Raw genomic sequence first — 24,457 nt, 5'->3', positions numbered from 1 at the left:
ACGCGGGCCGCGTACTCGTTCGGGCGGCCTCGCTACCCCGCCGGTGCGCCGCGCCCCCGCCGTCCCGGCGCCCGCCCCTAGCGTGGCCGCCATGCGCGTACTGGTCACCGGCGGAGCCGGGTTCATCGGGTCACATGTCGTCGCCGCACTCGCCGCGGCCGGGCACGAGAGCGTGGTGCTGGACGCCCTGCTCCCCTCGGCCCATCCCGGCGCCACGGCCCCCGAGATCCCCGGGGCGCGGCTGGTCGTCGGGGATGTCCGGGACCGGGAGGCGGTGGCGGGGGCGCTCGACGGGGTCGACGCGGTCTGCCACCAGGCGGCGATGGTGGGCCTGGGCAAGGACTTCGCGGACGCGCCGCTGTACGTGGGGTGCAACGACCTGGGTACGGCGGTGCTGCTGGCCGAGATGGCCGCCGCCGGAGTGCGGGACCTCGTCCTGGCCGGGTCGATGGTGGTCTACGGCGAGGGCCGCTACGACTGCCCGCACCACGGCACGGTCCGCCCCGGCCCGCGCCCCGAGGCCGGGCTGCGGGCGGGGAGCTTCGAGCCCCACTGCCCGCACTGCGGTACGGAGTTGGTGCCGGGCCTGGTCTCCGAGGACGCGCCCGCCGACCCGCGCAACGTGTACGCCGCCACCAAGCTCGCCCAGGAGCACCTGGCCGCCGCATGGGCCCGGGCGACGGGCGGCCGGGCGGTGTCGCTGCGCTACCACAACGTGTACGGGCCGGGGATGCCGCGCGACACCCCGTACGCCGGGGTCGCCTCGTTCTTCCGCTCGGCCCTGGCGCGCGGCGAGGCGCCCCGGGTCTACGAGGACGGCCGCCAGCGCCGCGACTTCGTCCACGTCCGCGATGTCGCGGCCGCCGACGCGGTGGCCCTGGAGGCGGTACGGGAGCGCCGGGCCGCCTCCTTCACCGCGTACAACTGCGGCAGCGGCGACCCGCACACCATCGGCGAGATGGCCACGGCACTGGCGGCCGCGCACGGTGGGCCTGAGCCGGTGGTGACCGGGGAGTACCGCCTCGGCGACGTACGCCATGTCACGGCGGACTCGCGGCGGCTGCGCGAGGAGCTGGGGTGGCGGCCGGAGGTCGGCTTCGCGGCGGGGATGGCGGAGTTCGCGCGGGCGGAGCTGCGGGGGGCCGAAGCCTCTCGGATTGCGGCGGCGCCCCAGCCCGTGGGGGCCCGAGGCGCCGTGAACAGCGACCAGCCCCGGCTCACACCCCGGCGTGCGGGAGGGTGACGCCTCGGCTCACACCCCGGCGCACTGCCCCGTGCGCGGGCCGTGGACCTCGTTGGCCCGGCCCGTGGTGTCCGGCGCCGGAAGGTTGCCGGAGCACGCCACGGGGCCGGTGACCTTGTTGGCGGCGAGCAGGACGCCCCCGGTGTTGCCGGTCAGGACGACGGCCCCGGTCACCGCGTTGGCGGTGCAGCCCGGGCCGCCCAGCCGGACGGGTCCGGCCGTACGGCTGATGGCCAGCGGCCCGGTGACGCCCGACCCGCACACGTGGATCGCGGCGGCGCGGTCGGACTGGAGCGGCCCCTGAAGCGTGGAGCCGGTCAGCACGAGGGCGGCGCCGGCGCGGACGGTGACCGGGCCGCGCAGGGCGGCGCGGTCGGCGCAGGTGACGCCGCTCGTGACGGTGAGCGGGCCGTTGCGTACGCCGGTGATCGTGGAGGTGCACGCCGGCGCGCGCACCACCCGGCCCTTGTAGTCCAGCGCCTCGGCGAGCTTGCCCGGCTTGGCGTCCGTCAGGGGCTTGCTCAGCTTGGCGAACTCCCCGCCCGTCTCCTTCTTGCCGCCGTTCCACTCCGCGATCCGGCCCAGCTGGGCGGCGGTCTTCCCGTCGTCGACGACCGCGTCCGGGGCGAGCGCGGCCATGGACTTCGAGGCGCTCTTGACCAGGTCGAGGTACGGACCGGGGGAGGTGAGGTCGTACGCGGCCGTGTCGTGCTTCCCGCGCAGCCAGGAGCCCCACGAGAACTCCAGGAACTCCGTTGCTCCGTCCGGGACTTCGTAACCGATGTCGCGCGTGAAGTAGACGAGGCTGCGGTACGGGTCGTCGCGGAAGTGGGTGATCCCCAGCCGGTCGGGCAACTGGTCCACAGCCAGCGGCTTATTGCTCTCGTCGCGCAGCCAGACCTTCTTCTCGGCGGTCATGCGCTGCCAGAAGGCGGTGGTGGAGAGGGAGCTGAAGTTGTCCGTCACGCGGAGGCGGACCGGCAGCCGGGTGGAGCCGTCGGGGCCCTCCAGGAAGGACGTCAGCGTGTGGTGCCCGTCGGTGAGGTACAGCTTCCCGCCGGGCCCGATGACGGCCGTCTTCATCGGCGCGATCGACTTCTCGGTCTCCTGGCCGAGCGGCACCGTGCAGGAGAAGCTCGCCGGGTCGTCCAGCCGGGCGCCGGGGCGCACCGAGGCCGCCTCGCCCTGGCCGTTGGTCTCGCACCAGTCGTCGAACCGCTTGTTGAAGCCGCCCGCCGCCTCGTCCCGGTCGCTGCCGTACCGTCCGAGCTTGTAGAAGACCTGGTCGAAGCCGAGTACGGCCTGGGTCGGGTGGAGTTCGCCGAGGGTGACGTCGATCAGATCGCCCGGCTGGGCACAGGCGCGCGGCAGCGGCCCGCTCCCGGCGCACGCCCCCGCACTCCCCGCACCGCCCGCGCCCCCCGCGCTGACGGGCCCCGCCGCGACCGCCCCGGTGGAGGCGCCGACGACGACCGTGCCCGCCGCCAGCACTCCGGCCAGCAGCCGGGCCCCGCGCCGGGGCAGGCCGGTACTCGATCTGTTCATGGAGCCTCTCCGTACACGTGTCAGTTCCGCGCGTCCGTACGCGCGTTCTTCCCGTGGGGACGATCGCAAGGCGCGGCGACGCCCGTACGGACGGGGCGTGAACGGGCGATGACGTCGGCATGCCACGGCGGGACCGGCCGCGCGGGGCGCACCCACCCCACCGCCATCCGGCCGACGCTGATGCCCCGAAAGAACCTATGGGCCGAAATGCCGGAGTTGTCTCCGTAGGGTGAGGCGGGTGACCGATTCCTCTGCCGCCCTTCCCGATGCCACCGTCCCGCCCACGGCCTCCCGGAGAGCCGTCCCGAGGGCCGATATCGTCCTGCCCTGCCTGGACGAGGCCGCCGCCCTGCCCTGGGTGCTCGACCGGATTCCCGACGGCTGGCGGGCGATCGTCGTCGACAACGGGTCGACCGACGGTTCGGCCGGGCTCGCCCGCTCCCTCGGCGCGCACGTCGTCACGGAGGAGCGGCGCGGGTTCGGCGCCGCCTGCCACGCCGGACTGCTCGCCGCCGAGGCCGAGTTCGTCTGCTTCTGCGACTGCGACGGCTCGCTGGACCCCGCGTTGCTGGCCGGGTTCGTCCGGCGGATCGCGGACGGCGAGTGCGATCTGCTGCTGGGCCGCCGCCGCCCCGAGGGCCGGGGCGCCTGGCCGCCGCACGCCCGCGCGGGCAACCTGGCGCTCGCCCGGATGCTCCGCCGCCGTACGGGGCTGCGCCTGCACGACCTCGGCCCGCTGCGGGCGGCCCGCCGCGCCGACCTGCTGGCCCTGGACCTCACCGACCGGCGCAGCGGCTACCCGCTCCAGATGGTGGTCCGGGCCTCGGGCGCCGGGCTGCGGGTCGCCGAGACCGATGTCCCGTACCGGCCGCGTACCGGAAAGTCGAAGGTGACCGGCACCTGGCGCGGCACCTGGCACGCGGTACGCGACATGCGCGGCGTACTGCGCGAGCCACCGGCGGACCGCGTACCGGACCGGCCCGCGCGCACGGAGACGGAGGCCGTTCGATGAGCGCGTACGGAACCGCCGGCACCACCCCGTACGGACCCACCGGCCCCACGGAGCTGCTGGTCATCGCGAAGGAGCCGGTGCCCGGCCGGGTCAAGACCCGGCTCTGTCCGCCCTTCTCCCCCGCCGAGGCCGCCGAGCTGGCCGCCGCCGCGCTCGCCGACACCCTGGAGACCGTGCTCGCCCTCCCCGCCCGGCGGCGCGTCCTCGTCCTCGACGGGCGGCCGGGCCCCTGGGTGCCGCCGGGCGTCGAGGTGGTCCCGCAGAGCGCGGGCGGGCTGGACGAGCGGCTCGCGGCGGCCTTCGGGAGGTGTACCGGGCCGGCCCTCCTGGTCGGCATGGACACCCCGCAGATCACCCCGGCCCTGCTCGCCCCCGCGCTCGCCCCGGACGCCTGGGAGGGCTGCGACGCCTTGTTCGGCCCCGCCGAGGACGGCGGCTTCTGGGCGCTGGGCCTCGCACAACCCGATCCCGCCCTGCTCCTGGGGGTGCCCATGTCCGTCCCGGAGACCGGTGCGGTGCAGCGGCGCCGGCTGGTGGAGGCCGGCCTCGCGGTACGGGACCTGCCGGTCCTCCTCGACGTCGACACCGCGTCCGACGCGCACCGGGTGGCGGCCGACGCCCCTGGCGGCCGGTTCGCCGCGGCGCTCGGCCGGCTGACCGGGGCGGGGGCGGGGGTGCGATGAGCACGATGCTGCCGCCGTCGTCATCGTCCGGTACGGCCACGGCTCCGGCAACGGCCACGGCCCCGGCCCAGGAGCCCCGGGAGACCGCCGAAGCGTCCGAGGCCACCCGGTCCACCGCTGCCACCGACCCCCGCGGCGCCGAAGCCCGTACCGCCCCCTGGGGCACCGACCCGTACGCCAACGCCCTGCGCAACGGCCGCGGCCCGCTCTTCCTCCGCCGCAGCGACGGCTGGCTGCTGCCCCTGGAGGTCGAGCGCTGGTGCTCCGAGGCGGGCGCCGCCGACCTCTCCGCGCTCCACCGCTGCGAGGGCCCCGTGCTGGACATCGGCTGCGGACCCGGGCGACTGGTCGCGGAGCTGACCGCGCTGGGCCACCGGGCGCTCGGCATCGACGTCAGCGAGGCGGCCGTCGCCCGGACCCGGCGCATCGGCGGCTCCGCCCTGCTCCGCAGCGTCTTCGATCCGCTGCCGGGGGAGGGCCGTTGGGGCACCCTGCTCCTCGTCGACGGCAACATCGGCATCGGCGGCGACCCGGCCGCCCTGCTGGACCGGGCGGCCGACCTCCTCTCCACCGGCGGGCTGCTCATCGCGGAGACGTCACCGCTCGACATCGACGAACGCGTCCAGGTTCGTCTGGACGACGGCCGGCGCGCGCCCGCGGAGAAGTCCGGCCCGGCGGACCGCCCGTTCCCGTGGGCACGGATCGGCACCCCGGCGCTGCTGCGGTACGCCGGGGCGTGCGGCTGGCGTCCGGCCGATCAGTGGAGCGCGGAGGGCCGGGCCTTCGTCTCCCTGCGCCGCCCGCGCGTACGGGACCGGAGCGCGCGGACCAGCAGCCAGAGCGCGGAGAGCGCGAACAGCACACCCGTGATCAGCAGCCAGTTGGAGAGGTAGACGTCCGGCGTGGTGCCGGAGGCGGCCTCGTACCGCCGGGCGGTCCGCCGGGTGATCAGCGGGAACCAGACCAGCAGGAGCAGTACGGAGAGGAACACCGGTACGCGGACGAAGTTGACCAGGTCCCGCCGTGGCCCCAGCGCCGCGCGCAGGGCCCGGTCGGCCCCCGCGTACACCGGGAGCAGCACCAGATCGTGCAGCACCGCCGATCCGGCGAACCAGAGCAGGATGGCGAGAGTGTCGCCGTCCAGGAGGCGTACGCCCGCGTATCCGGCCAGGCAGAAGGTGGCCGCCAGCAGAAGCAGGTGCAGGGGCCCCTCGCCGTACCACCGGCGTACGGAGAACCGCGCGCGCCGCACCCGTACCGCTCTTGTGGACCCTCCCGTGGACATCACAGCTCCCCGAACGTCAGCGACCCGACCCACTTGGTGTTCAGCACCCCGGGCGCCGCCGGCACGATGATCCGGGCCGGGTGGCCGTGATCGACGGTCAGGGGGGCGCCGTTGACCTCCAGCGCGAGCAGCGACCGGCCGTCGCGCACCTGGTTGTCGCGCAGGGCGGCCTTACGGAACGGTCCCCGGCGCTGGATCGACTCCACGAACACGCCCGGCGGCGCCTCCGGATACCCGGCGATCGCCGCCAGATCGCGCAGCCGCACCCCGCGCCAGAGCTGGTCCGAGGTCGACCACCCCTCCACGCAGGCGATCGGGAGCGCGGCGGTGTGCAGCTCCATGGCCAGCAACTCCTGGCGCGAGAAGCGGAATTCACCGGCGGGTCCACGTACTCTCAGCCGCCACGCCTCGCCCCGGTCCGCCGCGGTGATCCGGACGGCGGCGGCCGTCTTGTTGATCTGGAAGCCGCCGGGCCCGGGTTCCGTACCGCCGCGCGGGGTGAGCAGCGCACTCCGGCGCAGCGGCCCGTCGAAGCTCCGCCCGGCCGAGGTGAGCAGCAGGAGCAGCGACCCGGCCCCGACCATCGCGAAGGCCCCGCGCCGGGAGAGGGTCGGCGGCAGCGGATCGGGGGAGGCCAGCCCGTCGGCCGCCCCTGACGGAGTCCCGCGCCTCAACACCCGTACCGCACGCGGCAGTTTGAGGACCGTATGCGCCACGAACCCGGCCAGGAACACCCACGCCCCGTAGAAGTGCAGCCGGTAGAAGGACCCCGGGAACAGGTAGTCCAGCTGGATGTTGAGCAGCCCGGTGAGGAACTGGAACAGCGCCCCGCCCACCAGGAGCAGCAGCGAGAGCCGCTCCAGGGCGTGCGCCACGGACCGTACGGGCGGCAGCGCGAAGAAGGCCGGAATCACCGACCAGAGCTTCGCGAGCAGGACCGGGACCAGCACGATCCCCAGCGTGACGTGCACCCCCTGCGTCAGCCGGTAGAGCCAGTGCGGCCCGGTCGGCCAGGCGAACAGGTAGAAGCCGAGCCACCCCTTGTCCGGCGTCGAGTCGTTGGCCGCGTTCAGGTCCGGGTTGTAGGCGGCGTACGAGAGCAGCCCGGTACCGGCCACCACGGTCAGCCCGACGAGCAGGACGAGCCCCAGCACCGCCGTGAACCGCACCCCGCGCACCGGACTGCGCCAGAAGGCGGGGTCGAAGGGCAGGCGCGGGCGGGTGTCGCGCGGGCGGCGGAGGCCGGGCAGGGGCATGATCCCGACGCTAGGCGCCGGAGCGCGTACGGGCGCGGGCGCGCCCCCGGCCCCGCGCCCGCGCCGCCCGTACGGCCCAGTGGCCGGGCGCGGGCCCTGTCGTACCGCCGGAACGCGGCCGGGCGTGCATAGCGTGCCAGCGTGAAGACCGAGGACACCACTGAGGACACCGAGAGCACCCAGCACACCGGGACCGCCGGGAGCACCGACAGACCCGCCGGCACCGCCGACACCGAGGCCACGGACCAGGCCGCACCGCCGGAAGAGGACGCCCGCGCCCGGCGCCACGACCTCACCGCCGCCGCCCTCGCGGTCCTGCTCGTCACCGCCGCGATCCTCATCGGCCGGTACGTGCAGAACCGGACCGGCGCCCTCCAGGTCCAGTGGCCGCCCCTCCTGGCCTCCTGGGACCCCCACCTCGGCCCCGGCACCCCCGCCGCGCTGACGATGGCCGTCCTCGTGGTCGCGTACGGCCCGCCGCTCGCCGCCCGGCTGCCCTGGCGCGGGCTTCTCGCGGCGGCCTGGGCCGGGTCGACGGCCTGGGTCTTCTCGATGGCGCTGATCGACGGCTGGTACCGGGGTGTCGAGCGGCGCCTCACCACCAAGCACGAGTACCTGCGGGTCATCGACCGCTTCGACGACATCCCCGCCACCCTGCGCGACTTCACCAACCACATCGTGATCGGCAAGCCCGGCAACTGGCCCGCCCATGTCGCCGGCCACCCGCCGGGCGCGACGCTGACCTTCGTCTGGCTGGACCGGATCGGGCTCGGCGGCGGGGCGTGGGCCGCCGTCTGGTGTGTCGTCGTGGGGAGTTCGGCGGTGCTGGCCGCCCTGATCACCGTGCGCGTCCTGGCCGGTGAGCACCTGGCCCGGCGGGCGGCGCCCTTCGTGGTCCTCGCCCCGGCGGCCGTGTGGGCGGGCGTGTCCGCCGACGGGTACTTCGCCGCCGTCGCCGCCTGGTCGGTGGCGCTGCTCGCGCTGGGGGCGACGCGCCGGGTTCGCTTCCCGGGGGCGGCGGCGGTGGGCGGGGGCCTGCTGTTCGGGTGGACCTGCTACCTGAGTTACGGGCTGGGGCTGATGGCGGCGGTCCTGCTCGCGGTCCTGGTGCTCGCCCGGACGGCCCGCCCGGTGGTCCCGTTCCTGCTCGGCGCGCTGGTGGTCCCGGCCGCCTTCACGCTCGCCGGCTTCAACTGGTGGACCGCGTACCACCTGCTGGTCGAGCGGTACTACCAGGGCGCGGGGGGCGTACGCCCGTACGCGTACTGGGTCTGGGCCAACCTCGCCTGCGCCGTCCTCACGGCGGGCCTTGCGGCGGTCGCCGGAGTGCGCCGGAGCGCGTCGTACGCCCCCGGGGCCGTACGGACCCTTCGTACGGGCACAACGGCTCCGGCCCAGCGGCTGGCGCTGCTCGTCCTGGCCGCGCTGGTGGCGCTGCTCGCCGCCGACCTCTCCGGGATGAGCAAGGCGGAGACCGAGCGCATCTGGCAGCCGTTCCTGCTGTGGCTGCTGCCCGCCGCCGCCCTGCTGCCCGCCCGGACGGCCCGGTACTGGCTGGTCGCGTCGGTGGTCCCGGCGCTGCTGATCAACCACCTGCTCTGGACGGGCTGGTAAGCGACCTGGTGAACGGCCGGTCAGGGAGGACGGGTCCGTTTGCGGGGGCGGGGCGGACCCGGTTACGTGGAACGGGCGAGTCCGGAACACCCCGCACCGCACCCCGTGGAGGTACCTCCGATGGCGAAGAAGAACCGCTCCGCACCCGCCAAGGGGCTGCGCGGCAGCAAGGTGGGGCTGGCGCTGAGCCTGGGCAGCAGCGCGCTCGCCGTCATCAGGGCGTCCAAGCAGGTGCGCCGGGCCAGGGGTTCGCACGACAAGCTGAACACCGCCGACGCGGTGGCGGGCATGCTGCCGCTGATCACCTCGGCCGCCCTGATCCTGCGGCAGCTGCGCGGCCGGCGCCACGAGAACCCGGAAGCGGCATAAGGCCCCCCGATCACCCCGCCAGCCATCACCCCAACGGCGTAACCACCGATCACTGAACGGCCCCCGCCCTGGGTACGACTGTGCCGTGCCGAACCCTGTCGAGGACTTCGAGATCACCGCGGCCAGCGCCGAGGACATCGTGACGCTGGGCGCCTGGGCCCATGAGGAGGGCTGGAACCCCGGCCTCACCGACGGCGGGGTCTTCTTCCCGACCGACCCCGGCGGCTTCCTGATCGGCCGCCTCGGCGGTGCGCCGGTCACCTCCGTCTCCGTCGTGCGGTACGGCCCCGACCACGGCTTCCTGGGCTTCTACCTGACCCGCCCCCACCTGCGCGGCCAGGGCTACGGGCTGCGCACCTGGCAGGCCGGGACGGCCCGGCTCACCGGCCGCAACATCGGGCTGGACGGGGTGCCGGCCCAGCAGGACAACTACCGCCGCTCGGGCTTCCGTACCTGCTGGAGCAACGCCCGGTACGAGGGCACCCCGCCGCCGGACATCGCCCCGCCGCCCGGCACCTCGCTCGTCGACGCCCGGGCCGTGCCGTTCGCGCAGCTCGCCGCGTACGACCGGCGGTTCTTCCCGGCGCCCCGGGACGGCTTCCTGGCGGCCTGGATCACCGCACCGGGCCGGACCGCGCTGGCGGCGGTCCGCGACGGGGAGCTCCAGGGTCTCGGAGTCGTACGGGACTGCCGGGCGGCCTCCCGGATCGGCCCGCTCTACGCCGCCTCCCCGCAGGTGGCGGCGGCCCTGGTGAGCGCGCTGGCGGCGACGCTGCCGGAAGGGACGGTGGCCGTCGACGTCCCGGACGTCAACCCGGCGGCCGTACGGCTCGCGGGCGAGCTGGAGCTGACGCCGTCGTTCGACACGGCGCGGATGTACACGGGCCCGGAGCCGGTGATCGACCGGGCCGGGTACTACGGCATCACGAGCCTGGAGCTGGGCTGAACACCCGATTGGCCAGGGTCCTCACGTCGCGTCCGGCCTCCGCAGCACCGGCGGCCCCTCCCGGATCCGGGAGGCCAGCACCGCGATGTCGTCCTCAGCGTCCCCGCCGAACCGGTCCAGCACCTGGTCGAGCAGGACCTCAAGACCCCCGGTGCGGGGCAGGGTGAGCGAGGCCAGCCGCCCCACGGACACGTCGATGTCCTCGCCCCGGCGCTCCACCAGACCGTCCGTGTACATGAACAGCACCGTCCCCGGCCCGCACGGCACCGTGGTGGTCCGGTAGCCGCCGAAGCCGGTGCCGAGCGGCGGCCCGGACTCCACCGGGACGATGCGCGCCCCGGCCTCCCCCGGGTCGATGAACACGGGCGGCAGATGGCCCGCACTGGCCACCTCGCACACCCCGCCGAACCGGTCCACGACGGCGAGCAGGCAGGTCGCCGCCCGGTCGAGACCCGACCGCTCCACCATCGCGTCGAGCTGCTCCAGGATCAGGTGCGGCGGCAGATCGTCGCCCGCGAGCAGCCGCAGCAGCGAGCGGTAGTGGCTCATCGCCACGGCCGCCTCCACGCCGTGGCCCATCACGTCGCCCATGGCCTTGAGGTGGCGGCCGTCCCGCAGCGGTACGACGTCGAACCAGTCGCCGCCCACCAGGACGCCCCGCTCGGCCGGGAGGTACCGGGTGGCGATCTCCACGTGCGGGTGGGGGCCGCGGGGCTCGGAGAGCAGGGAGCCCTGGAGCTCCAGGGCGATGCTGTGCTCGCGGTCGTAGCGGCGGGCATGGTCGAGGTCGACGGCGGCCCGGCCCGCGAGTTCCCGGGCGACGAGCACGTCCTGGTCGGTGAAGGCGGGCGAGCCGTCGGCCCGGACCAGGCTGAGTGAGCCGATCTGGGCGCCCCGGGCGGTGAGTGGGACGACGAGCGCCTCGCGCAGGCCGAGGGCCTGGGAGGCGGCGATCCGCTCCGAGGTGAAGGCGGAGCGGCCGCGCCGGTGGTCCTCCCAGTCGTCGAGGACCGGCTCGTTCTCGGCCAGGCAGCGGGTGACGGCGGAGTCCGCCGCGAAATCGACGTACTCCCCCGGGTGTCCGAACCGCTGCACCTGCTCGTCCAGCGGCCCCGCGCCCCGCAGCGCGGCCCGCCGCAGCCGCAGGACCCCGGGCTCGGCACGGCGTACGGGGTGGCCTACCTCGGGCGGGAAGACGTCGACGGCGGCCACGTCGGCGAAGGCGGGCACGACGAACTCGGCGAGCTCCCGGCAGGTGGTGTCCATGTCGAGGGTGGTGCCGATCCGGACGGCGGCCGTGGAGAGCAGCGCCACATGGCCGCGGGCCTCTTCGAGCTCGGCCCGCTGGCGGGCGACGTCGCTGATCTCGACGACGATCACCATCAGCCCGCAGACGGACCCGCCCGTCTCCAGCCGGTGGTAGGTGGCGCGCCAGAACCGGGGTTCGGCGGAGGACGCGGCCCAGGTGCGGCCGCGGATCGTCTGTTCGCGGGGTTCGCCGTCGCGCAGGACGCCGCGCAGGACGGCGGCCTGGCCGCGGAGCTCGGGGAGCACCTCGGAGAACGTGTGGCCGATGTGCGCGCCGGCGCGGAGGCCGTTGAGCCGTTCGAGGGCCGGGTTGACGTAGGTGTAGCGGAGGTTCGCGTCGAGTACGGCGACTCCGGCGGGGTTCCCGTCGAGCAGGGCGGCCACGGTCGGGGGGTCGAAGGACGACGGCATTCCGTCGCCGCACGCTTCGGCTTCGGCCTGCAAGGGGGTCTCCTCCGCCGTAGATCGGCCTCCGGACCTCCATCGTGGGCGGCGGCTCCCGGCACCGCATCCGCAGCGCCGCCGAAGCCGTGCTCCCGGAACGGGTCAGGAACTCGGCAGGAGCCCGGCCGGTCCCCGCTGGGCGCGCAGCCGGTCGAGATCGAGGGTGCCCTCCGTGGGCTCGGCGGTCGGCGGCAGGCCGAGGGCGGTGGTGACGGGTTCCGGGAGACTGCCGGTTCCCAGCAACCCGGTGACCAGGGTGGTGGTGAGCCGGTGCCAGGCGGGGGCGCGGCGGATCATGGCGTGGTCGCCGCCCCGGACGGTGACCATGCAGGTACGGGCGCCGGCCCGGCGGGCCCGGGCGGTGAGGGACTGGGTGGCCTGGGGGCTGGTGATCCGGTCCCGGCTGCTGTGGACGAGGACGACGTCGCGGCCCGCGAGCTGGGTCACGGGGTCGCCGGGCGGGCACCAGGGGGCGAGGCCGACGACGCCGCGTACGAGGGGGTGGCCGGCGGCGCGCAGGGCGGCGCGGGCGCCCATGGAGTGGCCGAGGAGGATCACCGGCATGTCGTCCCCGGCCTCCTCGCCGAGGGCGTCGAGCGCGGCCAGGGCGTCGCGGAGGGCGTCGGCGCGGGGGCCGTTCCACCCCCGGTGGACGTACCGCACCTGCCGTACGAGGACCTCCGTACCGTCCTGGCGGGCGCGGGTGGCCCGGCGCAGGGCGCGGACGAAGGGGCGCATACGGACGCCGGGGAGGTTGAGAGGGCCCCAGGGCGGCGGCTCGGTGCCGTTCTCGTGGCCCCCGTGCAGGACGAGAACCGCTGCTGACGGCGGCCGTCGGTCCACGCGTACCTCCAGATCCGTGTGCGGGCGCCGATGCCCCGCTCCCTCCGTATTCGGTGCGGACCCGGTTCCGGATTGGGCCGAACGTGTCAACGAGCGGAAAGTGCCGTTCACTGTACGGGCACGCCCCCATCCATGTACGTACCACGAACGCATAAGAAGGAGTCGTCATGGCGGCAGGACCTCCCCTCGGCACCCCGGCACCGGACTTCACGCTCCCCGGCGGTGTCCTGTCCGGTCCGTCCGTGCCCGGGGACACCTTCGAACGCGGCGACTACACCCTCTCCGCCGCCCGCGGCCGGGCTCTGGTGCTGGCCTTCTACCCCGGGGACAACACGAGCGTCTGCACGAAGCAGCTCTGCTCGTACTCCTCGGGCATGGAGACCTTCGAGGGGCTCGACGCGGAGGTCTGGGGCATCAGTCCACAGGGTGTGGACAGCCACGAGTCGTTCGCCCGGACCTACGGACTCCGCATGCCGCTGCTGGCGGACGAGGGCCGCGAGATCGCCAAGGCGTACGGGGTCGCCGCCCCCGGCATCGGCGTACGGCGGGCGGTCTTCCTCATCGGCCCGGACGGCGTCCTGCGCTGGAAGCACGTCGCGTTGCTGGGTGCCACCTTCCAGTCACTTTCCACCCTGGCGGATCAGTTGTCCGGCATCAAAACCGCGTAAAGATTGCCGGGATCCGGCAGTGACCCGAACCAACCCCCTATGGGACCATCCAGCCAGTTCGACGGAAATATCTCGGGGGAAGTCGAAGAACAGGGAGTGATCAGGTGACCTTCTTTCTCGGTCTCGGCATTGCGGGAATCGTCCTGCTGGCCCTTTCTCTCATCTTCGGCGGCGTCCTCGAAGGGATGCTCGACGGCGTACTCGACGGGCTCTTCGACGGACTGCTCTCGCTCCCGGTGATCGCCGGCTTCGTCTCGATGCTCGGCTTCGGCGGGGCGATCGTGCTCGGCACCACGGGTGCCGGGCCGCTCCTGGCCACCGTCGCCGGCGTCGCGGCCGGTCTGGTCGCGGGCTGGCTGACCTGGAAACTGAGCCAGGCCCTGATGCGCGACCAGACCTCCTCCACGCCGCGCGGCGGCGACCTCGTCGGCACGTCCGGGACGGTCGTGACGGCCATCCCGGCCGACGGCTACGGCGAGGTGATGCTGCGGCTGGCGGGCCAGCCCGTCAAGTACGCGGCCAAGTGCCCGACGCCGGTCGTCCGGGGCACGGAGATCTGGGTGGAGGCGGAGCTGTCGACGACGTCGGTCGCGGTCCGCCCGGTAGAGCGCTGACCACGCGACCGGGCACCGCTCCCACCGCCCTCACCACCTCCTCCGCTCACCGCCCCGCCCACTCACTCACCCACTGACACGCTCACCGACACCCCACCAGCACCTCGCACCACAACAATCTGCCGTCCCCCACCCGGGAGGCAGGGGGGACACCTCTCATGAGTCCAGTAGCTCTCGCCGTCATCGGCATCGTCGTACTTCTCGTCCTGCTCGGCCTGGTCGTCATCACGCGGTACAAGGTCGCCGGGCCCAGCGAGGCCTTCATCATCACCGGCCGCCGCGGCAAGAAGTCGACCGATCCGGTCACCGGCCTCGTCAGCGTCGACAACAGCGGCCAGAAGGTCGTCGTCGGTGGCGGCGTCTTCGTCGTGCCGTTCGTCCAGCAGAAGTTCACGCTGGACCTCTCCAGCCGGCACATCCCGATCGCCGTCCGCGGCGCGGTCACCCTGCGCGGCGTGAAGTCGAACCTCGAAGGCGTCGCGATCGTCAAGGTCGGGGGTGGCGAGGACGCGATCCGCGCCGCCGCCCAGCGCTTCCTCCAGCAGCAGGACGGCATCGTCGGCTTCACCCAGGAGGTGCTCTCCGGAGCGCTCCGCGCGATCGTCGGCCGTATGTCGGTCGAGGACATCATCCGCGACCGGGCCGCGTTCGCCGGGCAGGTCGCGGAGGAGGCCGAGACCAGCCTCTCCGGCCAGGGCCTGATCCTGGACGCCTTCCAGATCCAGGACATCACCACCGAGGGCTCCTACCTGGAGGACCTCGGCCGTCCGGAGGCCGCCCGCGCCAAGCAGGAGGCGGACATCGCCGAGGCGATCGCCAAGCGCGCCTCGGAGCAGGCCCGGCTGAAGGCGGCCGAGGAGATCGCCATCGCCGAGCGGACGTACTACCTGAAGCAGGCCGAGATCAAGGCCGAGACGGAAGCGGCGGCCGCCAAGGCCAACGCCGCCGGCCCGCTCGCCGAAGCCGCCCGCCAGCAGGAAGTGCTCCAGGAGCAGGAGAAGGTCGCCGAGCGCCAGGCGGCCCTGACCGACCGCGAGCTGGACACCAAGGTCCGTAAGCCCGCCGACGCCGCCCGCTACCAGGCCGAGCAGGAGGCGGAGGCCCGCCGCATCGCCCAGGTCAAGGAGGCCGAGGCGGACGCGGAGCGCTCGCGCCTGACCGGTCAGGGTGAGAAGCTCCACCGTTCGGCACTGGCCGACGCGGTGCGCATCGAGGGTGAGGCCGAGGCCGCGTCGATCGCCGCGAAGGGTGCGGCGGAGGCGGAGGCCATGCAGAAGAAGGCCGACGCGTTCGCGCAGTACGGCGACGCGGCCGTCCTCCAGATGCTGGTCGAGGTGCTCCCGCAGGTCGTCGCGAAGGCGTCCGAGCCGCTGAGCGCCATCGACAAGATGACGGTGATCTCGACGGACGGCGCCAGCCAGCTGGCCCGTACGGTCACCGACAACGTCTCGCAGGGCATGGAGCTGCTCAGCTCCACGACGGGCGTGGACGTGGCCCAGCTGCTCCAGAACCTCAAGAGCCGCACGAGCACCCCGACAGACACGTCCTCCCCCTCCGCACCGGAGAAGAACACCCAGGACAAGAACAAGAACAAGGACCAGATCGAGATCACGGACTGACGCTTTCCCGCATCAGCTCCGCCCCCTGTGCCCGGCGACGTGGATCCATCACGCCGCCGGGCACAGGCACGTCCGCCCTGTCACTCCCCGAGACGGAAATCGGCCAACTGCGCGCGGGGGCCTACTGCTCGCCGACACCCTCCGCTGTGGCCACGGCGGCAGCGGCAGCGAGCCGAGACCGCCACCCATCCGGATCCCGCCCGGCCTCCACGGCCTTGGCGGCATCCTCGGCAAGATCAACCCCCAGATCGGCAGCACGCCGCTCGGCCCACCGCGCCCAGGCGGCAGCCTGCTGGCAGTCGGGACACAAGGTCGCCCCGCCATAAGCCCGGAACACATGCTCGTTCCCGGGCCCCTCACAGGTCACGAGAGGCGCAACGCGCGGAGGAACAGGAGGCACATCAGGCAGAGCAGGAGGCGCAGGCTCAGACACGGGCGCAGGCGCGGGCGCCTCGGGCATCTTCTGTACGAGCCGATGCCGCAGGAACCCGACAGCGGACCGCACCCGCCCGGTCGGCAGCCCACTGCTCAGCACCTCCCGAAGCTCCGCCCCGGACACCCCGCGCCGTAACCACTCCACGGCCGGCGCGATCAGCGAACGCGCCTCGGCGACACCGAGCCGCAGATCACGCCGACACTCCCGGAGGGACAGCAACACCCGCTCCACCTCCACCTCTTCAGGCGAAAGCTCCTCCAACGCAGCTTCACTGTCAGCCGCTTGGGTGGGTGGGCGGAAAGAGTTCTCCCCCAGTTCTTCGTCTACCGGTAGTTGATGACCGACGCTCCGAGCCCTCGGCTGACCGACGGTCGGAACCTGCGCACTCGGAGCCGCTTCAGTTCCCCCACCGGCGCCGGCACCCACCCCAGCCTCCCGCCACACCACAAGGGCATCGGCATCGCTCAACGGCACATTGGAGAAGAGCTGATGGGTAGCCCACAACCCACGCGCCCCGGGCGCTTTGTGCTCATGCACGAACCCGTTCACGACCAACTGCTCCTTGGCCGTCTGGTACCGCCGCCCCTTGATCCCGACCTCACGAGCATGCTCGGACAGAGCGCGGTCGCTCTGCTCCCCCTCGGGCAACCCCTGAACGTAAGAGATCAAGACCTTCGCGTCGCTGTTCAGACGCGGATGACGCATGACGTCGTGCGAGACCTTCGTGTAGCGCCGAACAGGCGCGATAGCATGCCAAAGCATCCCGGTGGACTCCTGGTTCCACTAGTTGGGTGAAGGCCCTCGGCTAGGTGCTGTAACACCACCGGGGGCCGCCCCATGCGTACACACAGAGCGTGATGACACGATCACCGTACAGCAGCCCAGGCAACGCCGACGCCCAAACTAACGCGAGACGGCCCCAAGTCCCCCTACAGAGCGACAAGATCACCCCCCACAGCCCTGTCTGTTGAACGGTCAATTTGACGAAATCTCGACGGCGCCCCCCACCCCGGCTGAGACGCTGGTCTCCATGACCACGCCACTGACCGCGCGCCAACGCCTTTCCGAGCTCCACCGCTACGCGGCCGTAAGCGGCGAGGACTTCACGCACCAGAACCTGGCGTCAACCCACACGAACCAACTGCGCTTCGCCCGCTGCTCGTTCGCAGGCGCGGACCTGCGCCACGCAACCCTCGAAGGCTGCTGGTTCAAGTTCTGCGACTTCACCGGCGCCGACCTCCGCGGAGCCTCCCTACGAGGCGCGGTCCTGGCCGGCTGCAACCTCCGCGACGCCGACCTCCGCGACACGGACCTGACGGGCGCCAGACTGAGCAGCGTCAACACAGGCATCCCCCGCCTGGGCCCCACAGACATCACAGGCGCCCGCTTCGAGGGAACGTCCCTGCGCAACGTCCAAGCCGACGCGGTGGTCGGCTGGCCCCCGCCCCCAACGCGCAGCGAGCACGCCTGAGGCGGACCACCCCCTCGAACCTAAACGCTGACGGGCGGTCCGACCGACGCGGCCTGGAGACACGAAGGCTTCCAGCCCCAAAAGCCCTGAGCTTGGGGATCAGCGGTGCATAGGCTATAGAAGGTGCTCTGACCTGTTCTTTTTCGTTGGACGGGATGACTGACTGTGGTCCCTGGGAGCCGTATCTGACCGCTGTTGTCCGCTCCGCTGCGCGCGGATGGGGCACGGGCGGCGGGAGTACAACAGAACGTGCCGATGTGCATGCTCCGGGTGGGCTGGAGCGGCAAAGAGTGATGATGCAGACCTGGCAGCCGCAGACTTAGAAAGAGGACAGCGGACCCGGCCGGGGCCTGCGCCCCTCCGATCACCCGGACGTCAGGACGACGGCGTCTCTGGCTCCCCTGATCATGTTCGCCCCCAAACCCAGTAAGACACCGGACAGAGCCGCCCCGCCGACCTCCGCTAATTTGCTCGCGACTCATCAAGAAAGGGTACTGAAGAGATCATCTATCGGGTCACCCGGCTGGCCACTTTGAACAACCGAAGTACTCCTTTTGTCTCCCAAAGAATCAAAGGAGGGCGAGTGGTAATCTCGATCCTCTTCAACTTCCGAATCCTCGGCGAGCTCCTCCTGCAAGAGAACAAGCCGCTCCTCCAATTTCGGCGTACCCAGCAACCCATCGAGAGCGAATTCCCGCAACGTCTCGCCGAGATCCGAGATAGCCTCCTCACAGGCCGGGACGTCATTAACTCGAAGAGCTTCCTCACGGTCCCACTCTTCAGCGAAATCCCAGAATCGATCCCTAAGCTCAACCTCTGCTTGTTCCGATTTCAGAGAAGCTTGGATATCAAGCTCCGTGAGCAGTGACAGCGTATTCCGAAATTCGACCGGTGACCCCAATGACTCCATGAGCCTCATAGCAGCAGCATCCCTGAGGCTCACGACAATTTCACTGATGGCAGAGTAGCCCACTAGGCGCTCAATTAGCACCACCTCGTCAGTAACATCTTTCAGAGAACCTGACAGCACCCTCTCCAGTGCTTCACGCGCTACATGAGCCAGCTGGTGCTGAGGCAGTAGACTTTCTCCGTACTTGCTATTGAGGCGCAACATCGCAAGATGCCGATTACGAATCGATATAAATCCTCTCCGAAGCCCTTCACCGGCCCCTTTTACCCAATAGCAAGACTCGCTTTTCGCGAGCCGGATCATGGCCTCCATGAGGACATTCTGTTGCCCTGGCGCTAGACGAGGAGGTTCCACGTGATGACGTCGCCGCTGCCCCTTGGAACCTCCTCCGAAAAATATAGAAATGATGTCTTCAAATGGCCATCGAGGCGACTCAGGGCCGGTTTCCCAGGTCACCAAAGTTTCGGCCTGCTCGAAGTAGCGGCAACCTCGCGCCATCTGAAATATTTCATCAGGATGCGAAGCTAAATATTTAGATATATAGTCCACAAATGAGGGATTCGCGAAACCGATGAATGTAGAGGGATTTTAGGATGCAGCCCATTATGCTGGTCATCCAGCCTTACGTCTGAACTAATATTCAGGAATGTTCCGTGTAGCTTCTTCAGGATCAGGCGAAGTTGATGCCGACTGGTACGTGAGACTTGAGAGGAATCCTGGTAAAAATTGAGGGCCCGCAGAAGGTCCCCGAACTCCAATTGCCCTCGCACCGTTGCCAAGACAAGGAGCAAGCTGCGCTCAGGTTCAGACAGCTGACTTTGGAATATTTTCTCCCATAGATCACTCGGGTCATCTAGGGCGCTTATGACGTAGTCGTAGAACCCGACAGACGTCACGCCGGATCTTTTAAAGTTCGACGTAACGAGCTCAATCAGCCTGGGGTTGAAATTCGGATGATCTACGATATTCCGATACCGTTTCTCGGCCAGAATCGAGTAGTGTGACCCGCTCGACAGCTCCGCAAAGTAAACGTGGTTGTAGAATATTCTCGCCTTCTGCTCACGCGTATAATAGGCAAGGTTGAGAATGATCTTTCCCTCGCCGAGGGAGGGAATTCGGTGGAGGGGTTCGTACACTTGTTGCGCCCGACGGAGAATGTACTCTCTCGTCGTCATAATCAATAGCTTGTTGTCCGAATTACGAACTCGTTCGACCACTTGAGCCAATCGGCTATCCTCGTTTTTGTTCAGATTATCGAGCAGGGAATTTTGGCCTAGAAAATCATCATAGAGAAACACTTGGCGTTTACCCGGGTTCCATACCCGCTCGATGTCCGATATATCTTCGGAGGCGATGTGTGGTTGCCAATCATGGTCGGCCATCAACTTGACCAGGAGGGTTTCGGCAAGGGTTGTTTTACCTATCCCCGGCTCACCCGAAATGACACACACGTGGTGTTGTTCTAGGATCTGCAAGGCCGCCGGAAATGCCTCGCTGTGAACGTACAACCTGCGGCGACTTACGATCTTCTCGACCAGCCTGATGCTTCTTCTGTGGAGCTCGGAATTAACCAAAAAATCGAGAATTGCACTCGACGTGATCCATAGTTTAAAATTCCGAGTCTCCACCTCGGGATGGCGCCTCAGGAGATTCTCAATGTCATCGACGCCCAGGATATCCTCTTCGTTTAGCATCACCCCGGAGAACATCGTTGCAATTTCAGCCTTATTGGCTCGTGTAATTGAGGCTGACGTGACCAAAATGTATCGCGCCGAAAAACGTCCAGCAATCTTCCTCGCCTCGGACTCTAGTTGACCCTTGATCTGCGAAAACGTCTTGCCGGGGCTGTGTTTGCATTGGACTACTACCGACTCTTCTCCATTTCGGTGAAGTCTGATATCGACACCCCCGTCTGGCCCTTTCGGGAATGACTCCATCAGTACGCCAAATTCTGCCTGAAGAAGGTCTCTCGTGAGAATTTCAAAATCGTGAGGAGAGAGATCCGTGTAGTTGCGAGGCATAGCAGTACTATGCCATTGGTGCGCCATCGATGACCGGCACCGCGGTATGAAGTAACTTGCCAACCGCTCTGGAGCGGAACGCCGAGGTGTTGCCACCAAGCAGAAGTTCGGGTGAGCCAAGGGGCAACCACGCAGGGGAGCGCAAAGCTCTGGGGCAAGCACAAGAGGCCAGCCGAGGGACGTAGCGGTGGCAATCTTGCACTCCGAAGTGCTTCCTGTAGCTGAGGGTGGATCGACAGCGCCCAGTTAAGTCAAATTGTCAAGGTTCGACCGCGCTTGGGTCAGGTGCTCGTCACGGCACATGACTTTGACTGTCCGCTGGCCGCGCCCTGTGGGGCGCGGCCAGCGGCAGTCTGGGGTTGTCAGGCCGCCACAGCGGACTCTCGGCCCCTGCGCGTGCGGCGGTGGAGGATCTCGTCGAAGGTGGCCCGGGCGCCTGTGGGGTCGATGTAGTGCATGGCCAGGAGGGCTGCGATGACTGCGCCTACCAGGTCGTTCTGGACCTCGGACCAGGTGTGGTCGTCGCCGCAGGTGGTGAGGTCCTTCAGGCCGTGGAGGGCGTGCATGGCCTCGCCGGCTTCCTCGGCGACCTTGCCGACCTGGAGGGCTTTGAGCTCCTCGTCGGGGAGGTGGGCGCCAGCCGCTCGGCAGACGGCGGAGAGCTTCTCGATGTTGTCCCACAGGGTGTCCACGTCGGACCTCCGATCGATGGGTTCGGCTATTCCTGTGCGGGTCGTCCGAGCTGGCGTACGGTCCATCCGGCCATGCGCCACGCGTCGGCGTCGATGAGGTTGCGGAGGTCGACGAGGACCTGGTTTGCGACCAGTGGGGCGAGTGCCTTGGGGTCGGCCTCGCGGAAGTGGGGCCATTCGGTGGCCAGGACGATCAGCTCGGCCGCCTCGACGGAGCCTTCGAGGTCCTCGCAGTAGTCGAGTTCGGGGTGGCGGCGCAGTGCGGTGGGTACGGCGTGCGGGTCGTGGACGGTGACGGTCGCGCCGCGCTGGTGCATGAGTGCGGCGATCGCCAGGGCCGGGGATTCGCGGACGTCGTCGGTACCGGCCTTGAAGGAAGCGCCCCAGACGGTGATGCGTACGCCGTCGACGGGGCGGCCGAGCGTCTGCTCGATGAGCTTCAGCGCGGCCGTGGGTCGAGATTCGTTGACCTCCTCTGCCGCGCGCAGCATGGTCGCTGCCTCGGCGGCGCCCAGGGTGCGGGCGGAGGCGGTGAAGGCGCGGACGTCCTTCGGGAGGCAGCCGCCACCGTAGCCGGGGCCGGCGTTCAGGCCGCCGCGGCCGATGCGGGGGTCCAGGCCGATGGCCTCGGTGAGCTGCTGGACGTCGGCTCCGGCGGCGGTGCACATGTCGGCGACGCCGTTGATGAAGGAGATCTTCATGCCGAGGTAGGCGTTGGCGGCACCCTTGATGAGTTCGGCTGTGGCGGGGTCGGTCACGAACAGCGGGATGCCGTTCGCCAGGAGCGGGGCGTAGACCTCGCGTACCGCGTCCTCGGCGCGGGCAGAGGGAACGCCCACGACGATGCGGTCGGGGCGCAGGGTGTCGTCGATGGCGTGGCCCTCGCGCAGGAACTCGGGGTTCCAGACGACCTCCACGTCCTCACCGGCCGGGGAGAGACGGGCGAGCAGAGCACCGAGGTCGCGGGAGGTGCCGACGGTGACCGTGGACTTCCCGACAATGACGGTCGGGCGCGTCAGGTGCGGGGCAAGGGCGCGGGCGGCGCCGAAGACCTGCCCGGTGTCGTAGCTCCGTCCGTCCGCGTCGATGGGCGTGCCCACGGCGAGGAAGTGGATGTCGGCGAACTCGGCCGCCTCTGCGAGGCTGGTAGTGAACCGCAGGCGTCCAGTGGCGGTGTGGGTGCTGAGGAGTTCGGGCAGGCCGTCCTCGTAGATGGGGCACTCGCCGACGTTGAGGCGGTCGATCTTCGCCTGGTCCAGGTCCACGCCGATGACCTCGTGGCCGATCTCGGCCATGGCAGCGGCGTGGGGGATGCCCAGATGACCACAGCCGATGACGGATACGCGCATGGGTCGACGCTCCTTTCCTTATCCCTCGCCCGCCCAGGGGAGTCCGGGCCGGCCGGGTGCGTCACGCTAGCGCCAACACCCGGCGCGGCCCTCTTCGTGCAGGTGGATCAACCAGCGTGCTGTCTGAGCAGGTTGACGAGGGCGGGCAGGGCCTCGGCGGCGGTCGCCCGGCACACCAGGTCGCCGTCCTGGGGGCCTTCCAGCGGGTACGGCATGAACTGGCCGCCGCGCCAGAAGCCCTCCGGGTCCAGGTAGACGACCTGCATGCCGCGAGCGCGGGCGCGTGCCTGGACCTTGCGTCGGTCGGCGTGCAGGCCGACGACGAGGAGGGCCTTGGCGCCGTCCACCCACTCGACGTCGGGTACGGCCTGGTCGTAGCGGCGCATGAAGCACTCGTCGAGCCCGGCGCGCGCCGCGAGCACGTCGAAGTTGTTGGTGATGACCGGGCCGACGAGGTGACCGGCGTCCTTCAGTTCCTTCAGCGCCCACATGGCCGGAGTCGGTTCGGCCAGGAAGCAGGCGCGGAACATCTCCACGAACTCCGCCGTCTTCTCCTCCGGCTCCGTCAGCACCTCGTGGAGGAGCGTGTCCGCTGTCGGGGAGAGGGTGAAGCGGTGTTCCCGAGGCTCGTGGCCCTGGCGGTCGGTCACCCGGTAGATCTCGTGGAGCCGGTGCAGGGGCGGGATACCCGCCTCGACCGACGTACCGCAGCCGATCTCCGCCTGGAACGGCAGCAGGTCCGCGAGGACGGACAGGTCTGGGACGCGGGTCGGCGTACCGGGGCGGTCCTTGCACCTGATCCCGGTGGAGAGGACGTTCCACGGCACCTGCCGGACAGCGGGCGGCGGTGCGTAGGACACCGAGGCGATCTGCACGTCCAGGCTCCGGTAGCCGACGGGTAGGGTACGGCCCGCCGCCGCGTCCTGGGGGTGGGCGTCGTGCTCGGTGATCCGGCACTTCAGATCCCGACGTGTCCATAAGAATCCACCGGGAGCCTCCTTCCAGCCGCCGGTGGCGAGCGAGTCCCACAGGGCGTCGTGATGCGCGTCGATCTCGTCCGCTGGAGCGGTAGAGGAGTGGAAGAGGTACAGGTCGGTCAGGCCGATGGCCGGCGCGGCGGTGGTGGGGACCAGGCCGTACCGGTAGCGGTAGTGGATGATCCGCCGCCGGGCGTCGTCGGCGGCCGTCCAGCCGCTCTGTTCGGCCGTGGCCTTCTCCTGCGTACGGCGCCAGATGCCTTCCTCGATGTAGCGGGGTCGGTCGGCGTCGCCGAAGTAGGTCTTCCAGACCTGCTGTTGGTCGGGGGTGAGCTGGTCGACGACGATGTACGGGATGTCCATAATCTCTCCCTGGAAAATCACGCCTGGATGTTTCGGGTGCATGGCAGGCTCCATTGGCCGGGAACGTGGGCGAGCGGCCCGGACAGCGGAGCGGAGTCAGTGGTCGGAGGGCGGGCTCGCGTCCAGTGAGACAGCGGCGGGCTGGTGACCGAGCCTGTTGAGGAGCGGGGCGGCCTGCTCACGCAGTGCCCAGGCCGGGCCTGCCAGGCCGGCGACCGCCAGAAGCGTGAGCGCGATGCCTCCGCCTTCGGGGCGTACGGAGCGCGGCGCGGCCTTTCGGGCGTGGCGTCGCCGAGGCCCGGTCACGGGGTGCCGCCGAGGGCCCGTCCGTGTGCGTCGACGAGGCGGCTGGTCTGCTGGTGCAGCCGCTCCAGCTCGGCAGAGGTGAGGATGAGTGCGCCGTCGAGGGTCGAGCCGTCATCCAGGTGGAGCTCTATGGGAATGGATCCCTGCCTGGCCCGCGGGTCGTAGACCGCGTCCCGTCCGGCCGAGAGCGTGGCGTGGGTTGCCCTCACCGGCACGGGACTGAGCGTCGTTCCGTCGGCGGGCGCGGACCAGGGGGCCCCGCCCCCGGGCGGACGCAGGTGGTACGTCGTGGCGGAGCCCTCACCGGGGAGGGCGACCACGACCCCGACACGGCCGTCGCGAGCGCTGTCCGTGGCGAGGTCGCCGAGTCGTGGAACGAAGGGTGCTGCCGTACCTAACTCGGTCCCCTGCGAGGGTAGATGAGAAGAGCGTCGTCGCGTCATGCCTCGAAGTTAGGGACAGGACGAGCCTCGAATATGAGCG

General features: G+C 70.5%; 22 protein-coding genes. 11 read left to right on the top strand and 11 right to left on the bottom strand.

The window, feature by feature from the left end:
* Nucleotides 1-91: 91 nt before the first annotated feature.
* Complete coding sequence (locus R2B67_RS18700; RefSeq protein WP_317819648.1) at nucleotides 92-1,243, top strand: NAD-dependent epimerase/dehydratase family protein; 1,152 nt, start codon at nucleotides 92-94, stop codon at nucleotides 1,241-1,243.
* A 9-nt stretch (nucleotides 1,244-1,252) separates the two neighbouring features.
* Here R2B67_RS18700 and R2B67_RS18695 read toward each other — a convergent pair whose 3' ends face one another.
* Nucleotides 1,253-2,788, bottom strand: a complete 1,536-nt coding sequence (locus R2B67_RS18695; RefSeq protein ID WP_317819647.1) for a ParB/Srx family N-terminal domain-containing protein — start codon at nucleotides 2,786-2,788, stop codon at nucleotides 1,253-1,255.
* 238 nt (nucleotides 2,789-3,026) lie between these two features.
* Here R2B67_RS18695 and R2B67_RS18690 point away from each other — a divergent pair, with 238 nt between their 5' ends.
* The 3 genes from R2B67_RS18690 to R2B67_RS18680 are packed head-to-tail and all read left to right on the top strand — an operon-like array spanning nucleotide 3,027 to nucleotide 5,376.
* Nucleotides 3,027-3,800 carry a glycosyltransferase family 2 protein gene (locus R2B67_RS18690; RefSeq protein ID WP_381074268.1) on the top strand — a complete coding sequence of 258 codons (774 nt, stop codon included), beginning with the start codon at nucleotides 3,027-3,029 and terminating at the stop codon, nucleotides 3,798-3,800.
* On the top strand, nucleotides 3,797-4,483 hold the full coding sequence (locus R2B67_RS18685; RefSeq protein WP_317819643.1) for a TIGR04282 family arsenosugar biosynthesis glycosyltransferase: 687 nt from the start codon (nucleotides 3,797-3,799) through the stop codon (nucleotides 4,481-4,483). The genes R2B67_RS18690 and R2B67_RS18685 overlap by 4 nt, the downstream gene beginning before the upstream one ends.
* Nucleotides 4,480-5,376 (top strand): class I SAM-dependent methyltransferase, encoded by an 897-nt coding sequence (locus R2B67_RS18680; protein ID WP_317819642.1) that lies wholly within the window; start codon nucleotides 4,480-4,482, stop codon nucleotides 5,374-5,376. The genes R2B67_RS18685 and R2B67_RS18680 overlap by 4 nt, the downstream gene beginning before the upstream one ends.
* 391 nt (nucleotides 5,377-5,767) lie before the next feature.
* Here the strand turns inward: R2B67_RS18680 and R2B67_RS18675 are convergent, their stop codons facing one another.
* Nucleotides 5,768-7,024 (bottom strand): molybdopterin-dependent oxidoreductase, encoded by a 1,257-nt coding sequence (locus tag R2B67_RS18675; RefSeq protein ID WP_317819640.1) that lies wholly within the window; start codon nucleotides 7,022-7,024, stop codon nucleotides 5,768-5,770.
* Nucleotides 7,025-7,165: 141 nt separating this feature from the next.
* On the opposite strand from R2B67_RS18675, the gene R2B67_RS18670 reads away from it, so the two are divergent.
* From R2B67_RS18670 to R2B67_RS18660, 3 genes are all read left to right on the top strand, one after another.
* Complete coding sequence (locus R2B67_RS18670; protein ID WP_381074272.1) at nucleotides 7,166-8,638, top strand: hypothetical protein; 1,473 nt, start codon at nucleotides 7,166-7,168, stop codon at nucleotides 8,636-8,638.
* 120 nt (nucleotides 8,639-8,758) lie between these two features.
* The gene (locus R2B67_RS18665; RefSeq protein WP_317819639.1) at nucleotides 8,759-9,007 is read left to right on the top strand and encodes a hypothetical protein; all 249 of its coding nucleotides are present in this window, start codon (nucleotides 8,759-8,761) and stop codon (nucleotides 9,005-9,007) included.
* Nucleotides 9,008-9,092: 85 nt separating this feature from the next.
* A complete protein-coding gene (locus R2B67_RS18660; RefSeq protein ID WP_317819637.1) occupies nucleotides 9,093-9,953 on the top strand; it encodes a GNAT family N-acetyltransferase in 861 nt (286 codons plus the stop codon).
* A 21-nt stretch (nucleotides 9,954-9,974) separates the two neighbouring features.
* Here R2B67_RS18660 and R2B67_RS18655 read toward each other — a convergent pair whose 3' ends face one another.
* Both R2B67_RS18655 and R2B67_RS18650 read right to left on the bottom strand, forming a co-directional pair.
* The gene (locus R2B67_RS18655) at nucleotides 9,975-11,672 is read right to left on the bottom strand and encodes a SpoIIE family protein phosphatase (protein WP_317824901.1); all 1,698 of its coding nucleotides are present in this window, start codon (nucleotides 11,670-11,672) and stop codon (nucleotides 9,975-9,977) included.
* A gap of 135 nt (nucleotides 11,673-11,807) precedes the next feature.
* Complete coding sequence (locus R2B67_RS18650) at nucleotides 11,808-12,548, bottom strand: alpha/beta fold hydrolase (RefSeq protein ID WP_317819635.1); 741 nt, start codon at nucleotides 12,546-12,548, stop codon at nucleotides 11,808-11,810.
* A 167-nt stretch (nucleotides 12,549-12,715) separates the two neighbouring features.
* Between R2B67_RS18650 and R2B67_RS18645 the strand changes: the two genes are divergently transcribed.
* The 3 genes from R2B67_RS18645 (at nucleotide 12,716) to R2B67_RS18635 (ending at nucleotide 15,449) form a co-directional block, all read left to right on the top strand.
* Nucleotides 12,716-13,216 (top strand): peroxiredoxin, encoded by a 501-nt coding sequence (locus tag R2B67_RS18645; RefSeq protein ID WP_018514004.1) that lies wholly within the window; start codon nucleotides 12,716-12,718, stop codon nucleotides 13,214-13,216.
* A gap of 104 nt (nucleotides 13,217-13,320) precedes the next feature.
* Entirely contained in the window at nucleotides 13,321-13,830 is a 510-nt protein-coding gene (locus R2B67_RS18640) for an NfeD C-terminal domain-containing protein (protein WP_317819634.1), read from the top strand.
* A gap of 158 nt (nucleotides 13,831-13,988) precedes the next feature.
* Nucleotides 13,989-15,449, top strand: a complete 1,461-nt coding sequence (locus R2B67_RS18635) for a flotillin family protein (RefSeq protein WP_317819631.1) — start codon at nucleotides 13,989-13,991, stop codon at nucleotides 15,447-15,449.
* A gap of 121 nt (nucleotides 15,450-15,570) precedes the next feature.
* On the opposite strand, the gene R2B67_RS18630 is transcribed toward R2B67_RS18635, so the two are convergent.
* Nucleotides 15,571-16,647, bottom strand: a complete 1,077-nt coding sequence (locus R2B67_RS18630; protein ID WP_317819629.1) for a hypothetical protein — start codon at nucleotides 16,645-16,647, stop codon at nucleotides 15,571-15,573.
* Between the two features lie 268 nt (nucleotides 16,648-16,915).
* On the opposite strand from R2B67_RS18630, the gene R2B67_RS18625 reads away from it, so the two are divergent.
* Nucleotides 16,916-17,356 (top strand): pentapeptide repeat-containing protein, encoded by a 441-nt coding sequence (locus tag R2B67_RS18625; protein WP_317819628.1) that lies wholly within the window; start codon nucleotides 16,916-16,918, stop codon nucleotides 17,354-17,356.
* Nucleotides 17,357-17,837: 481 nt separating this feature from the next.
* Here the strand turns inward: R2B67_RS18625 and R2B67_RS18620 are convergent, their stop codons facing one another.
* The 6 genes from R2B67_RS18620 to R2B67_RS18595 all read right to left on the bottom strand — a co-directional run bounded on the left by R2B67_RS18620 (nucleotide 17,838) and on the right by R2B67_RS18595 (nucleotide 24,189).
* Complete coding sequence (locus R2B67_RS18620; RefSeq protein WP_317819627.1) at nucleotides 17,838-18,578, bottom strand: hypothetical protein; 741 nt, start codon at nucleotides 18,576-18,578, stop codon at nucleotides 17,838-17,840.
* Between the two features lie 212 nt (nucleotides 18,579-18,790).
* Nucleotides 18,791-20,287, bottom strand: a complete 1,497-nt coding sequence (locus R2B67_RS18615) for an nSTAND3 domain-containing NTPase (protein WP_317819626.1) — start codon at nucleotides 20,285-20,287, stop codon at nucleotides 18,791-18,793.
* A gap of 362 nt (nucleotides 20,288-20,649) precedes the next feature.
* Complete coding sequence (locus tag R2B67_RS18610) at nucleotides 20,650-20,979, bottom strand: MazG-like family protein (protein WP_317819624.1); 330 nt, start codon at nucleotides 20,977-20,979, stop codon at nucleotides 20,650-20,652.
* A gap of 26 nt (nucleotides 20,980-21,005) precedes the next feature.
* Nucleotides 21,006-22,328 carry a UDP-glucose dehydrogenase family protein gene (locus R2B67_RS18605; RefSeq protein ID WP_317819622.1) on the bottom strand — a complete coding sequence of 441 codons (1,323 nt, stop codon included), beginning with the start codon at nucleotides 22,326-22,328 and terminating at the stop codon, nucleotides 21,006-21,008.
* Nucleotides 22,329-22,435: 107 nt separating this feature from the next.
* Nucleotides 22,436-23,668 carry an SIR2 family protein gene (locus R2B67_RS18600; RefSeq protein ID WP_317819621.1) on the bottom strand — a complete coding sequence of 411 codons (1,233 nt, stop codon included), beginning with the start codon at nucleotides 23,666-23,668 and terminating at the stop codon, nucleotides 22,436-22,438.
* 302 nt (nucleotides 23,669-23,970) lie between these two features.
* A complete protein-coding gene (locus R2B67_RS18595; RefSeq protein ID WP_317819620.1) occupies nucleotides 23,971-24,189 on the bottom strand; it encodes a hypothetical protein in 219 nt (72 codons plus the stop codon).
* Nucleotides 24,190-24,457 lie beyond the last annotated feature (268 nt).

The sequence above is a fragment of the Streptomyces cyaneofuscatus genome, from assembly GCF_033109485.1.
Classification (GTDB): domain Bacteria; phylum Actinomycetota; class Actinomycetes; order Streptomycetales; family Streptomycetaceae; genus Streptomyces; species Streptomyces cyaneofuscatus.
This window is presented reverse-complemented; position numbering and strand designations above follow the sequence as displayed.